Source organism: Pseudodesulfovibrio portus (assembly GCF_026000375.1).
In the GTDB taxonomy this organism is placed as follows: Bacteria; Desulfobacterota; Desulfovibrionia; order Desulfovibrionales; family Desulfovibrionaceae; genus Pseudodesulfovibrio; species Pseudodesulfovibrio portus.
In genome coordinates this window covers 1600602-1613481 of sequence record NZ_AP026708.1, presented here as the reverse complement: position 1 = coordinate 1613481, position 12880 = coordinate 1600602, and the positions used below count along the sequence as shown (strand labels likewise).

Here is a 12880-nt window from a genome sequence, read left to right as displayed (position 1 = left end):
CAGTCCGGGCTTTTGTTTTTGTGTCGGGATCAGTAGCCCAGGCCGAGCAGCTTGCGGCACAGCTCCGTGGCGTAGTGGTCGGTCATGCCCGAGACATAGTCCACGATGGCCATGACGACCCGGTAGTGGCAGTCGGGGCGGTCCGTGGGGATACCGTCGATGATGTCGTCGCCGATGAGGATTTTCACCTTGTCCCGGTTGGCGGATTTCTCCTCGGTACAGAACCGGTGCGCCTCGCCCATGATCTGGTCCAGGAGGCGTCCGATGGCGTTTTGCGCGCCCAGCTCCAGGATGGCTTTTCGCCGGGACAGGAACAGGGTCCTGGTGATGGAACCGTACACGTCGTGGATGGTCCGGCAGATGCCGCCCTCGGATTGCTCCATGAGGCTCGACTTGACGTCGAAGGTGCCGGTCATGATGGCCTCGTAATGGGTCTCGAAGAGCCCGGCGATCTCCTCGGTGGCCAGGTGGATGAGCTTGGCCCGTATCTGGGAGTTGCGCTGCCGGAAGTGGGCGTCAGGCAGCTTTGCGTACTTTTCGTCCTTGTCCATGCCCAGGGCTGCGGCAAAGCGGTCGTACATGAACATGGGGTCGAGGATACCCATCTCGGTGCCGTCCTCGATGTCGATGATCCGGTAGCAGATGTCGTCGGCGGCCTCGGTCAGGTAGGCCAGGGGCGGCCGCGAGTACCGCCCGTCCATGGGGATGAGCCCCAGGGTCTCGGCGACCTCGGCCATGGCGTCGGCTTCGGTCTGGAAGTAGCTGAACTTGTCCTTCCCGGCGTCGAAGTCCGAGGGCCACGGGTACTTGAGCAGCGCGCCGAGCACGGCGTGGGTCGGGCTCATGCCGGTCTTGTAGAATCCGGTGGACAGCAGGACGCGCACGGCCATGGCGTTGCCGTCGAATTTGATGAAGTCGGAGCGCTGTTCCGGCCGCAGGTGGTTGAGGCCGTCCCGGTTTTGCCTGAACCAGGCCTTGATGGCCTCCTCCCCGCTGTGCCCGAAGGGCGGGTTGCCGATGTCGTGCGCCAGGCACGCACCCTGGACCGCCTCTCCCACGTCGCGGGGCTGCAGCCCGTGGGGCAGCTCGCCCCGCTCCTCCAGAAACAGCCCCGCCAGCTCGCCCAGGCTCTTGCCCACGGACGCCACCTCCAGGCTGTGGGTCAGCCGGGAATGGATGTGGTCGTTCTCGTTGAGCGGGTGGACCTGCGTCTTGCGCGCCAGCCGCCGAAAATGGTCGCTGAACGTGATCCGGTCGATGTCTTTTTGAAACGGGCTTCGCACCCGGTCCCCGCCGCTCTCGCTTCCATACCGGGAAGCATCCAGAAGCCGCGTCCAATCCATCCGTTGCGTCATGAAAAACCTGTGCTGTTTCGGGGTTGCGTCAAGCCGACGAATTGGACCAAATATTCCCCCAAGGGTCAATCACCCACTCTCCTTACTTCCCCCGGCGAGGAAGCAAAGCGACCCCTCGCTTCTTTCTCCCCTTTGGAGCGATTTGGGTGCGGCACGCACCCAACAGCGGCTTTCCTCCCCGATGCATGGAGGTTGGGTAGAGTGGGTCAGATGTGCATTTTGTCGGGCGCAGCCCTACCGCAGCCGTACCCCCGTACGGCGAGGACAGGGGCAAGCCCGGCAAAATGTGCAGATGGCCCGCTATCCCCAACCGGCACGGTCGCCCGCAAAAAAGGCGGGGCTGGAAAACCAGCCCCGCCTTTTTTGCGGGCGACCCTACAGCGTGGGGTCCATGGCCGATGTCAGGAGCCTCGCGATGTCCATGACGTCCGCCTTGTAGGTGCCTGCATCGACCTCCGCCTTGAGGCGGGCGATCTTGCGTGCCCGTTCATCGGGCGGGTCCCGATGGGGCCGCTCCGACTCGGTGGCGTCGAACTCGTCGAAAACGCGTTCCGTTTCCATATCGACCGCGCACTGGACGCGGCTATCCTTATAACCCTTCATTAACCCCTCCCTGGGTTATTGAAGTCAAGGGGAAGGGGTCTCACTCCCTTCCCGGATTCTCCCCTCATCCCGTTGCGACAGCCTCTGATCACGTCCCTGCGATCAGGCTACTCCCGCAACCCGTAGGATGGTTGCTGCGGGAACCTGTATTCGTGGTCCCCGTTCGCGGTTGAAACTCTTATCGGACGGTCCGCGCCCGAGGCTTAGGGTGCGTAGCCGTTTTTTCCGAATTAATTTTTCTTTTAAAAACATATAGATAGGTTTTTCAAAAATGGTTGAAAACAGCCGGAAACGACCGCTGCCGGGGGGATTCCAGCCGCTGCCGCGTCGGTTCCGCCAATGACAAGCAGGGGCAAAACAGTGTATGGACCGTGCATGTCCGCCGACATCACCACCATCTGTCTCGTTGACGCGCCGCCGGAGCTCGGCCGGGCATTTGAAGGCGAGGGATACCGGGTCCTTGACCTGCATGCCTCGCCCGCCCCGTTTTTCGATCTGCCCGCCGCCCTGGCAGGGGCCGGGTTCACGCCCGACCTGGTCCTGCAGGTGGAGCGGCTGGGGGTGCGGTCCGTGCTGACCGGCCTGGATTCCCTTGATTGCCCCCTCCTGTTCTGGGCCGTGGACCCCCATCTCAACGCCCATTGGCACAGCGCGTACGCGCGGCTGTTCGACGTGGTCTGCTCCACCCAGAAGGCGTGGATTCCCCGGCTCGCCGAGCGCGGTGCGCCGGACGTCCGCTGGCTGCCGTGGTTCGGCCTGGACCGGCCGTTCAACCCGTGGGAGGAGCGCGTCCACGGCCTGGCCTTTGTGGGGCGCGTCACGGATCAGCGCCCGGCACGCAAGTGGCTGGTGGAATATCTCATGGACAAGGGAGCGGCCTGCAACCCGGCCATCCGCGACTCCGTGCCCAAGGCGGCCATGCTCGACCTCTATTCCCGGTCAAAGATCATTCCCAACGAATCCATCTTCGGGGAGGTCAACTTCCGGCTCTTCGAGGGAGCCTGCTGCGGCTGTCTGGTCGTGGGTCAGGCCATCGACGAGCAGGCCGAGCTGTTCGAGCCCGGCCGGGAGATGGACACCTATGATCACGTGGTGGAGCTGGACGACAAGCTGGCCGGGTACCTGGCCAACGACAAGCTGGTCCGGACCATGTCCAGGGCGGCCCACGCCCGCGTCAGGGCCGAACACCTGCCGGTCCACCGCGCCCGGCGCATCGTGGAATACGCGCGCGCCGCGAGTCGGAACCGGGCCACGGGAAGCGGGGCGGCCAAGTGGACCGCGCTCACGGCCGGGGCCATGTGGGAGGCGGGCGTTTCCGAGGTGGGGCTGAAGACGGTGCTCGATCTGCTGGGGGGCGTGGACCAGGACGGGGACATCATGGCCGCCACCCTGCGCCTCCATGCCCTGGTGGACGCGCCGAAGCTGCTGGAAGAGAATCTCAAGGCGTTGTTGACCCGGCCCACAGCCGGTGCGCCGGACCTCAACCTGGCCGCGTCCATGGCCGCCTTGCGCCTCAACGATTTCAAATGGGCCAAGACCTTCTGGTATAGGCACCTTGAGGACGGGGGAATCGAGCCGGTCCCGCCGGAAAGCCCGAACGCGCTCTACACCCTGTGGGCCAGGGACCTGCAGAGGCGGGGGCTGGCCCTGCGTCCGGGATTCGGGTTCGACCCGGCCCGCCACCTCCCGGCCACGGCCATGGAGTGCCTGATGATGGTGCTGGAGGACACGCCGCAGGATCTGCCCACGCTGCGCCTGATGGACGCCGTGCTCAGGCCCGTTTTCGGCACGGGCCAGACCCGGGTGGGCTACCTCTCCATCCTGACCCTGTTCGAGCGCGACGACTGGCGGCTGGCCCTGGAGATCGCCCTGGCCGACCTCGCGGCCTGCCGGTTGGAGTCCGGGCTGGAGGAGATGCACCTGGCCCGGGAGCTGGCCGTGAAGGCGGGGCAGGAGCCCGCGTTCATCCGCGTGCTCAAGGGGCGCGACCCGTCCGGGCGGATCGCGGCCAGGCTGGGCATCGGCGGCTAGACGTCGATCCTGAACGAAAAGTCCACGTCGCAGGCGGCCTTGCCGCCCCGAATCCCCCAGTTCTCCATGGGCAGGTCGTGGACCACGATGAACACGTCTTCGGGCGGCACGCCGCAGGCCGACAGGTTGTCCACGATATGCGCGTACAGGGCGCGCTTGGCGTCCACGCTCCGCCCGGCAAAGGCCTTGATCTCCACCAGAATTTCGCCGTCCCTCCGGCTCTCGTCCCAGTTCTCCGGCCCGACCTCGTTGATGTACTGGTAGCGGTCGTTCTTCGGTATGCCGAAGGCCCGGACCAGGGCGTCGTGCACGCCGTCGAGGAGCTCCTTCTTGCTCGCTGCGTCCCGCCCGGTGCGCATGGTCAGTGTGGTAAGCGGCATGATATTCCCTCCGGTATGCTCCACGCCTAGCCGGGCGGGGGCGGTTTTGCAAATGAAAAAAGCGAGATGCAGCGGACACGGGAACGACGTATTTCGTCACCGGCCCGCCATGATTTCCCGACCGATTTACGGCATTTTGTTTCTAGACATTTTCTCGAAAAGTGGTCATGGTTTTTACACCAACAGAACCTGTCATGGAGGTGGCGATGAAATTGATTTCCTGATTCCCGGGTACGGGTTGTCAGCTGTCGGAAGCCCAGGAATCAACATATAACGCCGGACGGGGGATTATGGCCCAGAAGCATTTTGTCCTCGACACCAACGTCCTTATTGAAAACCCGAAATGCATCACCGCCCTGCGCAACGGGGCGGAAAACCAGATATACATTCCGTATACTGTGCTGGCCGAGCTGGACGGCCTGAAAAAAGACCCGCGCATCGGGCACATCGTTTCACAGGCCGTTCGCGCCATTCTTCATGACGACGACGTCAACATCTTCCCGCCCGATTTCGCCGAGACCCTGACCGATCCGGTCCTGGACGACCGCATTCTCAAGGAGACCCTGCACGTGGGTCCGCAGGACCCGGTGCTCATCACCAACGACCGCATCCTCCAGATCAAGGCCAAGTGCTACGGCATCCCCAGCGAGGAGTACCGCGACTCCGACCCGTTCCGGTCCGAGTCCCAGCGCTACACCGGGTTCGTGGACGAGGGCGAGGAGCCGGTCCGCAACTGTTTCCGCTGGGAGAACGGGACCCCGATCTTCCACGGCCCGGACGGGCCCAAGGAGATCGGCTACACCCATGAAATCTGGGGCGTGAAGCCGCGAAGCGTCTACCAGAACCTGGCCCTCGAACTGATGCTCTGCGAGGGCATCGACCTGGTGTCCATCCAGTCCGAGGCGGGCTACGGCAAGACCTTCCTGTCGCTCGCCGCCGCCCTCTACCTGATGCTGGAGCGCAAGGACAATCCCTACCGCAAGATCTACCTGGTCAAGCCGGTGGTGGAGATAGGGGCCAAGATGGGCTACCTGCCCGGCGACATCGAGGAGAAGATGCTGCCGTACATCAAGTATGTGCAGGACCTGCTCATCAAGCTGCACGACATCCGCCCGTGCAACCGCATCTGGCTCGATCCCCAAAGCGACCAGTTCAAGTTCAACCCCAAGAAATTCGAGGTCCAGCCCGTGGCTTTCCTGCGGGGCATGAATATCGAGAACGCCGTGGTCATCGTGGACGAGATGCAGAACCTGTCGCGCGGCGAGACCCGCGCCCTGCTGACCCGCATGGGCGAGGGCGTCAAGTGCATCTGCCTGGGCGACACCCGGCAGGTGGACAACCCGTACCTCAACGAGTCGAACAACGGTCTGAACTGGACAGTACGCAAGCTCAAAGGGTACAAGAACTATGCACACATGGTTCTCAAGGGCGACCGCTCCCGCGGGCCCATCACGGACATCGTGCTGAAATCGAAACTGTAGCAGACACCCCCGCGCCGGGCCGGGCCCGGCGCGGGCGTCACGGAGTTTACAGCATGCCCGAAAGGCATGACCGCATCCCGCTCCTCGCGGGACTCTTTTTCCTGGTCTGGACGGTCTGCGTCCCGAGCTTCGGCCGTGCGCAACAGCCCGCCATGATGGAGCCCATGCAGGAGGCGCGGTTCCCGTCCCTGGAGTCGGCCATCCGCATCAAGGGGCCGCTGGATTTCTGCGGCGAGTTCGTGCCCCTGCACCTGCCCGAGGTGCGCGAACGGTTGGAGAAGGAGCTGCTGCTCATGCTCTGGGACCGCGCCCAGGCCATCCTCTGGCTCAAGCGTTCGGGCCGCTACTTTTCGCATATCGAGACCGTGCTCAGGGGCGCGGACATGCCCGACGACCTCAAGTACGTGGCGGTCATCGAGTCCGCGCTCAAGCCCCATGCCGGGTCCAACCGGGGCGCGCGCGGGGTCTGGCAGTTCATTTCCTCCACGGGCCGCAAGTACGGCCTGACCGTGGACCGGGCCATCGACGACCGGCGCAACTTCTATCTTTCCACCAGGGCGGCGGCCCGGTATCTGCGCGACCTGCACGACCAGTTCGGGTCCTGGACCCTGGCCTGCGCCGCCTACAACATGGGCGAGAACGGGCTGGATAAGCAGGTCGGCAAGCAGGAGGTCAAGGACTACTACCGCCTGCACCTGCCCACAGAGACCGAGCGGTACGTGCTGCGGGCCATCGCGGCCAAGCTGATCATGTCCGACCCGGCCCGGTACGGCTTCGACCTGCGGCCCGGCGACTATTATGCGCCCACCCGGTTCGACCGCATCAAGCTCAAGGCCAAGTACCCCACGCCCGTAACCATCGTGGCCAAGGCCGCGGGGACCTATTACAAGACCATCCGCGACCTGAACCCGCAACTGCTCGGCGACGTCATCCCCAAGGGCGAGCACATCCTGTTCCTGCCCGAGGGCGCGTCCGAGGAGTTCGCGGACAAGTACCATCCCCTCATCACCAGCTACCGCAAGAACCTCCGGCCCGACACCTACGTGGTGCAAAGCGGCGATTCCCTGACCGCCATCGCCCGCAAACACAACATGACCCTGTGGCAGCTGTGCAAGCTGAACAAGCTCACCACCCGGTCCACCATCCGTCCCGGCCAGAAGCTGTATCTGTCGAAATAAGGCGCATCCGGGGCCTTCGGTTCCTAGGCTTATTGTGCTGCCGTCTTTTCCCCGTGTGCAAGGGAAATGAGATGGTCAGCCCCTGCCAGATCGCAGTTGCCTGTATTCTCAAGAGATTGAGAGCAATTGCGAGTTTTTTCTTGCAGCCAGGGCTGTAGTGTGAGTTATATTACGCAGGGAGAAAACGTTATGGATCAGGAGTTTTATAAAGGCTTGCTCGACTCGCTCCTTGAGGGAGTTTACTTCGTGGATTTGGATCGTAAGGTGGTTTACTGGAACAAGGCTGCCGAAAGATTGAGCGGTTATACTGCACAAGAGGTTGTGGGCAACAGTTGCGCCGACAATTTGCTTCGCCATATAGATGAAGACGGCAACGAATTATGTCTGGCAGGCTGTCCCCTTGAAGGAACGATGGGAGACGGGAAGTCCAGAGAAGCCAGCGTATACATGCACCACAAGTTCGGGCACCGAATCCCCGTTTTTGTCCGTGCTTCCCCGATGAGGGATGAGCAAGGCGCCATTATCGGGGCCGTTGAAGTTTTTTCCGACAACAGCAAGAACGTCAATATCCTGCAGGAAATGGAGAATCTGAGGAAGGAGGTTCTCACGGATCCGCTGACGGGAATAGGGAATCGTCGCTATGCCGACATCACACTTGATCGGCTGGAAGCAACGCTGAAGGAGAGCCGCGTCCCCTATGGCGTGTTGTTCGTGGATGTCGATTTTTTCAAGAAAGTCAATGACACATGGGGCCATCCAATTGGTGACCGGGTACTCCAAATGGTTGCCAAGACCATTGAAGGAGCTCTCAGGCCTCTGGATGTCGTCTGCAGGTGGGGTGGGGAAGAACTCGTTGTTTTCATTTCGAACGCTACAGAGAAGGGGCTCGCCGTTACCGCCGAGCGTCTTCGCTCCCTTGCCGAGCATTCCTGGGTTGAGCATGAAGGCGAACTGATTCGGGTCACAATATCTTTGGGAGGAGCGGTTTCCAAAGACGGCGAGACAACCGAATCCGTTGTCGGCAGGGCGGACCACCAGATGTACCTCAGCAAAGAATCAGGACGCAATTGTGTTCATATAGGTGACAGCAAGACCTCCTCCGGTCAGGCAATACCCAATTAGCGCCGCTTCCCTGGCGGCGTTGATCCTGCTAGAAGAGGGCATGACCGGCCGCGACACCAGCATCGACAACGCCAAGGGCGTGCTCATCACCCTGGTGGTGCTCGGCCATCTGGTCTGGCCCGTGCCCAGCGGCGACCGGGGGGCCGACGCCCTCTACATCGCGATATACTTTTTTCACATGCCCATGTTCGCCCTGATTTCAGGCTACCTGTCGCGCGCCGTGGGCGGATGGGAGCCGGTGATCAAGGGGGCGAAGCTGCTCCTGGCTCCGTACGTGGTCTTCTTCGGCATCCATTGGGTGCTCCAGACAGCGGTGGGGGTCGAGCCCTATCCCGTGTACGAGGGACATTACGGCCTCTGGTTCCTGCTCAGCCTTTTCTGTTGGCGGGTCCTGCTGCCCCATGTGGTGCGCCTGCCCCACGCCCTGCCGGTGACCATCGGCGTCGCGGTGGGGGTCGGCTTCATCCCCTTTGTGGGGCTGGAACTGAGCCTGTCCCGGACCATCGTGCTCCTGCCGTTCTTCCTGGCCGGGCGCCTGATGCGGGAGAGGGGCACGAGCCCCGTTGCCGTCCTGTCCAGGCCCGCCGCCGGTGTGGTGATCGCCCTTGCCCTCCCGGCCGCGTTTTTCCTGGCCCGGTGGAACATCCAGCCCATGCTGTACGGCAACAACTCCTACGCGGGCCTGGGACCGGCCATACCGGTCGGGCTGGTGGGCCGGGTCGTGATGTACGGCGTGGCCTTCGGCTCGGGGCTGGCGGCGCTCGCCCTGGTGCCGCGAGCCAAGAGCATGCTGACCCGCATCGGCAGCCATTCGCTGCACGTATACCTGCTGCACTCCGCGTTGCTCATCCCGTACCGGGCCATCCCCGCTGCCCACGACGTCATCGGCTCCACCCCCTGGCTCCTGGTCCCGGCGGCCGTCCTCCTGGCCTGGCTCCTGTCCACCCCGATCGTGGTCCGGGCCTCCCTCGGACTGGTCTCGCCGTTTTCCCGGTTCCGTCGGCATAGGCAATGAAAAATCCCCGATCGCATGACCGGGGATTTGATGGTGCGTTCGACTGAAACCGACGCGGCCCCTGAACCGGGACATCCGGGCCGGTTACAATCCTTTTCCCGCCATGTAGTCGATGAGGTCCGCCACCCGGCAGGAATAGCCCCACTCGTTGTCGTACCATGCATAGACTTTGGCCAAGTTGCCGCTTTGGACCATGGTGAAGTCGGCTTCCACAATGCCCGAATTCGGGTTGCCCACGTAATCGGAGGAGACCATCGGCTCCTCGCTGTAGGCCATGATGCCCTTCAGGGAGCCTTGGGCCGCCTCGCGCAGCACGTGCTTGAGTGATTCGGTGTCGGTGTCCCCTTCAAGCACGGCGACGAAGTCCACAAGGGAAACCGTGGGGGTCGGCACGCGGACGGAGAAGCCGTCGAAACGGCCCTGCATTTCGGGAATGACCAGGCCGACGGCCTTGGCCGCGCCGGTGGATGTGGGGATCATGTTGCACGCCGCAGCCCTGGCCCGGCGCAGATCCTTGTGCGGCATGTCCAGGATGCGCTGGTCGTTGGTGTATGCGTGCACCGTGGTCAACACGCCCTTGCTGATGCCGAAGGCCTCATGAATGACCTTGACTATGGGGGCGAGGCAGTTGGTGGTGCAGGACGCGTTGGACACGATGTGGTGCTTGACCGGATCGTACAGGTGGTGGTTCACACCCATGACCAGGGTGATGTCCTCGTCCTTGCCCGGTGCGGAAATGACGACTTTTTTGGCCCCGGCCTGGATGTGCTGGGCCGCAGCGGGGCCGGTCCGGAAAATGCCGGTGGACTCCACCACCACGTCCACGCCCAGTCTGCCCCACGGAATATTGCGGGGGTCCCGCTCGGCGAAGTTGCGGACGGTGAAGTCGTCGCTCACCCGGAAGACGTCCCCGTCCACGGCGATGGGGACAGGCAATGATTTGTAGCAGGTGTCATGGCGCAGCAGGTGTGCGTTGGTTTCTATGTCGAACAGGTCATTGACCGCGACGACCTCCAGGGTGTCGCGGTGGCGTTCCCAAATGGTTTTAAGTACCTGGCGGCCGATGCGACCGAATCCGTTTATGCCGACTCTTATTTTGGCCATTATTTTCCTCCCGGAGGACCTCGGTCCCGAAGCCGGTTTTTGTTGTTGGTCTTCAAACACGCGGTAATTGAAATCGTCGGCCAGCTCACTGGTGCGCTTGAGGGCCTTGTACATGCGCGCATTTTCCAGAGCGAGCCCGGAGAGGTTGGCGATGCACCGGAGAAAATCCAGTTCTTCTTCGTTGAACTCGCGGCGCTCGCCGGAATAGACGCGCAGCACGCCGAGTATCTTGTCGCGAGCATTGAGCGGCACCACTGCCAGTGAGACGATTCCCTCGGCCTGCGCTTCCTTGGGGTACTGGAAGCGGCTGTCCTCACACACGTCGTCGATCACCACCACATGGCCCTTCAGGACCTCCTGGTCCAGGCGGCTCTTGTCCACCTCCACAGGCCCCTTCCGGGCGTAGCGGTCGCTGAGTCCGTAGTGTCCGCCGGGTTCGAGCATGGTTTCATGGCTATCGAGAACACGGATGAAGCACCCCATGGCATCCATTGCCTGTGCCACCTTTTTGGTTATGGCGGCCATCACTTCGGAGGGTTCAAGGCTGGAGTTCACTGTCCGGGCGAGATCGTAGATCGTTTTGTATAACCGTTGACTCATATCGAACCTGCCTTGTTTGCGGTTTCACGGAAGGCCCCGAACCGGGAAGGCCGCTGCGGGCGGCCCCATCGTTTGTTTGATGCCGATGCAGACAAGATTAGAGCACAAGCCGTCAAAACAAAAGCACATTATGCCGAGAAAGACATAATTGTGCCGGGGCAAACGGTGTCGAGGAGGGCATGCATTGCTTTCGGGGAGCAGGCGGAACTGGTTGCCGCTGCGTCGCCGCAGTGGGGAAACGGACCCAAAAAAAGGCCCCGGTCAAACGACCGGGGCCTTGAATGCGTGATTGGAAGTCGGCTCTACATCTGCGCCAGCGCTTCCTCGGGGGTCAGGGAGTCGATGCCGAAGGCCTCGCCCACGGCCGGGCAGGTCAGTTTGCCGTTCCAGGTGTTCAGGCCCAGGGCCAGGCCCGGATCGTCCTTGAGGGCGTCCAGTCCCTTGGCGGCGAGGCGCAGGGCGTAGGGCGCGGTCTGGTTGACCAGGGCGAAGGTGGAGGTGCGGGGCACTGCGCCGGGCATGTTGGCCACGCCGTAGTGGACCACGCCGTCGATCTCGTAGACCGGGTTGTCGTGGGTGGTGGCGTGGGTGGTCTCGATGCAGCCGCCCTGATCAACGGCCACGTCCACGATGACCGAGCCCTTTTTCATCATGGGCAGCATGTCGCGGGTGATGAGGTTGGGGGCCTTGGCGCCGGGCAGCAGGACCGCGCCGATGACCAGGTCGGCCTGCTGGATCATCTGGCGGATGTTCGGCTCGGTGGACATCATGGTGGTGATGCGGCCCTGGAATACGTCGTCCAGGTACTGCAGCCGCTGGTGGGAAAGGTCGAGGATGGTCACGCGGGCACCCATGCCCATGGCGATGCGGGCCGCGTTGGTGCCGACCACGCCGCCGCCAAGGACCAGGACTTCGGCCGGGGACACGCCGGGCACGCCGCCCAGCAGGATGCCCTGGCCGCCCTGGGTCTTTTCCAGGTAGTGCGCGCCGACCTGGGTGGCCATGCGGCCCGCGACCTCGCTCATGGGGGTGAGCAGGGGCAGGGTGCCGTCGGCGGACTTGACGGTCTCGTAGGCCACGGAGTTGGTGCCGGACTCGAGCAGGGCGGCTGTCAGGGACTCGGCGGCCGCCAGGTGGAGGTAGGTGAACAGGAGCAGGCCCTTGCGCAGGTACTTGTACTCGGATTCCAGCGGCTCCTTGACCTTGATGACCATCTGCGCGCCCCAGGCGTCGGCGGCGGACACCATCTTGGCACCGGCGGAGATATACTCCTCGTCGGTCAGGCCGCTGCCCAGGCCGGCTCCGGCCTCGACGACAACTTCATGGCCGAAACGGACCAGGGACTCGACCGCGCCGGGGGTCATGGCAACGCGGTTCTCCAACGTCTTGATTTCCTTCGGGATACCGATGATCATTTTCTCTCTCTCCTGTAAAAAGGGTTCCGCCGCATTCCAGCGGTGGGCTATTTGATGAACTGGTCGGCCACGGCGTCGGGCAAAAGCAGCCACTTGCGCCGGGATTTCATGACGACGAAAGATTCCGAGGCGGTGATGCCGCCCACGGTGGTCAGGTCCTTGTCCAGGAAGTCGTACAGGTCGGTGGTCCCGTCCGTGCACACGATCTCCACGATGATGTCGTAGCGGCCCGTGACCACGGCGCACCAGTTGACGCGCGGCAGCCCGCCGATCTGGTCCAGCTTTTCGCCCAACTGCTCGTGGCTGGCCAGGGAAACGCCCACCAGGGCCACGGTCAGCCCCTTGGCCTTCATGGGATTGACCAGCCCGGCCACCTTGAGCGCGCCCGCAGCGATCAGGTTCTTCATGCGCGAACGGACCGTGGGCGCGGTCACGCCCATGGCTTCGCCGATCCTGCCCGGCGACAACTGCCCGTCGCGGGTCAGTTCGGCCACCAGCCGCTTGTCTTGTGAGTCCAAAGTGTTCATCGCGGTTCTTCCTGTCTGGTTTTTTCAAATGTGAAAACCTGATGGAAATTTTTTATCAAATAGCAAAAA

At 62.9% G+C, this 12880-nt stretch carries 11 protein-coding genes and 1 pseudogene; 5 read left to right on the top strand and 7 right to left on the bottom strand.

Annotation, left to right across the window (positions count from 1 at the left end; genetic code table 11):
- Window positions 1-29: 29 nt before the first annotated feature.
- Window positions 30-1355: a dGTP triphosphohydrolase gene (dgt, locus tag OO730_RS07815; protein ID WP_264984024.1), complete on the bottom strand. Its 1326-nt coding sequence runs from the start codon at window positions 1353-1355 to the stop codon at window positions 30-32.
- Between the two features lie 375 nt (window positions 1356-1730).
- Entirely contained in the window at window positions 1731-1958 is a 228-nt protein-coding gene (locus OO730_RS07810) for a flagellar biosynthesis anti-sigma factor FlgM (protein WP_264984023.1), read from the bottom strand.
- 375 nt (window positions 1959-2333) lie between these two features.
- On the opposite strand from OO730_RS07810, the gene OO730_RS07805 reads away from it, so the two are divergent.
- On the top strand, window positions 2334-3989 hold the full coding sequence (locus OO730_RS07805; protein WP_264984022.1) for a glycosyltransferase family protein: 1656 nt from the start codon (window positions 2334-2336) through the stop codon (window positions 3987-3989).
- Here the strand turns inward: OO730_RS07805 and OO730_RS07800 are convergent.
- A complete protein-coding gene (locus OO730_RS07800; protein ID WP_264984021.1) occupies window positions 3986-4369 on the bottom strand; it encodes a tautomerase family protein in 384 nt (127 codons plus the stop codon). The genes OO730_RS07805 and OO730_RS07800 overlap by 4 nt on opposite strands.
- Before the next feature lie 290 nt (window positions 4370-4659).
- On the opposite strand from OO730_RS07800, the gene OO730_RS07795 reads away from it, so the two are divergent.
- The 4 genes from OO730_RS07795 (at window position 4660) to OO730_RS07780 (ending at window position 9165) form a co-directional block, all read left to right on the top strand.
- Window positions 4660-5850 carry a PhoH family protein gene (locus tag OO730_RS07795; RefSeq protein WP_264984020.1) on the top strand — a complete coding sequence of 397 codons (1191 nt, stop codon included), beginning with the start codon at window positions 4660-4662 and terminating at the stop codon, window positions 5848-5850.
- Between the two features lie 53 nt (window positions 5851-5903).
- Entirely contained in the window at window positions 5904-7028 is a 1125-nt protein-coding gene (locus OO730_RS07790) for a lytic transglycosylase domain-containing protein (protein WP_264984019.1), read from the top strand.
- 189 nt (window positions 7029-7217) lie between these two features.
- On the top strand, window positions 7218-8150 hold the full coding sequence (locus tag OO730_RS07785) for a GGDEF domain-containing protein (RefSeq protein ID WP_264984018.1): 933 nt from the start codon (window positions 7218-7220) through the stop codon (window positions 8148-8150).
- Between the two features lie 40 nt (window positions 8151-8190).
- Window positions 8191-9165 carry an acyltransferase family protein gene (locus tag OO730_RS07780; RefSeq protein ID WP_264984017.1) on the top strand — a complete coding sequence of 325 codons (975 nt, stop codon included), beginning with the start codon at window positions 8191-8193 and terminating at the stop codon, window positions 9163-9165.
- An 84-nt stretch (window positions 9166-9249) separates the two neighbouring features.
- Here the strand turns inward: OO730_RS07780 and gap are convergent, their stop codons facing one another.
- The 4 genes and pseudogenes from gap to OO730_RS07760 form a co-directional block, all read right to left on the bottom strand.
- Window positions 9250-10269 carry a type I glyceraldehyde-3-phosphate dehydrogenase gene (gene gap / locus OO730_RS07775; RefSeq protein WP_264984142.1) on the bottom strand — a complete coding sequence of 340 codons (1020 nt, stop codon included), beginning with the start codon at window positions 10267-10269 and terminating at the stop codon, window positions 9250-9252.
- 132 nt (window positions 10270-10401) lie between these two features.
- Window positions 10402-10869: pseudogene (locus OO730_RS07770) on the bottom strand (GAF domain-containing protein); the annotation flags it as partial.
- Between the two features lie 302 nt (window positions 10870-11171).
- The gene (gene ald, locus OO730_RS07765) at window positions 11172-12284 is read right to left on the bottom strand and encodes an alanine dehydrogenase (RefSeq protein WP_264984016.1); all 1113 of its coding nucleotides are present in this window, start codon (window positions 12282-12284) and stop codon (window positions 11172-11174) included.
- Between the two features lie 47 nt (window positions 12285-12331).
- Window positions 12332-12811, bottom strand: a complete 480-nt coding sequence (locus OO730_RS07760) for an Lrp/AsnC family transcriptional regulator (protein WP_264984015.1) — start codon at window positions 12809-12811, stop codon at window positions 12332-12334.
- Window positions 12812-12880 lie beyond the last annotated feature (69 nt).

What these genes read in the sequence shown, in the direction of transcription:
- dgt (WP_264984024.1), bottom strand. Translation starts at nt 1,355, where the DNA reads ATGACGCAACGGATGGATTGGACGCGGCTTCTGGATGCTTCCCGGTAT.
- OO730_RS07810 (WP_264984023.1), bottom strand. Translation starts at nt 1,958, where the DNA reads ATGAAGGGTTATAAGGATAGCCGCGTCCAGTGCGCGGTCGATATGGAA.
- OO730_RS07805 (WP_264984022.1), top strand. Translation starts at nt 2,334, where the DNA reads ATGTCCGCCGACATCACCACCATCTGTCTCGTTGACGCGCCGCCGGAG.
- OO730_RS07800 (WP_264984021.1), bottom strand. Translation starts at nt 4,369, where the DNA reads ATGCCGCTTACCACACTGACCATGCGCACCGGGCGGGACGCAGCGAGC.
- OO730_RS07795 (WP_264984020.1), top strand. Translation starts at nt 4,660, where the DNA reads ATGGCCCAGAAGCATTTTGTCCTCGACACCAACGTCCTTATTGAAAAC.
- OO730_RS07790 (WP_264984019.1), top strand. Translation starts at nt 5,904, where the DNA reads ATGCCCGAAAGGCATGACCGCATCCCGCTCCTCGCGGGACTCTTTTTC.
- OO730_RS07785 (WP_264984018.1), top strand. Translation starts at nt 7,218, where the DNA reads ATGGATCAGGAGTTTTATAAAGGCTTGCTCGACTCGCTCCTTGAGGGA.
- OO730_RS07780 (WP_264984017.1), top strand. Translation starts at nt 8,191, where the DNA reads ATGACCGGCCGCGACACCAGCATCGACAACGCCAAGGGCGTGCTCATC.
- gap (WP_264984142.1), bottom strand. Translation starts at nt 10,269, where the DNA reads ATGGCCAAAATAAGAGTCGGCATAAACGGATTCGGTCGCATCGGCCGC.
- ald (WP_264984016.1), bottom strand. Translation starts at nt 12,284, where the DNA reads ATGATCATCGGTATCCCGAAGGAAATCAAGACGTTGGAGAACCGCGTT.
- OO730_RS07760 (WP_264984015.1), bottom strand. Translation starts at nt 12,811, where the DNA reads ATGAACACTTTGGACTCACAAGACAAGCGGCTGGTGGCCGAACTGACC.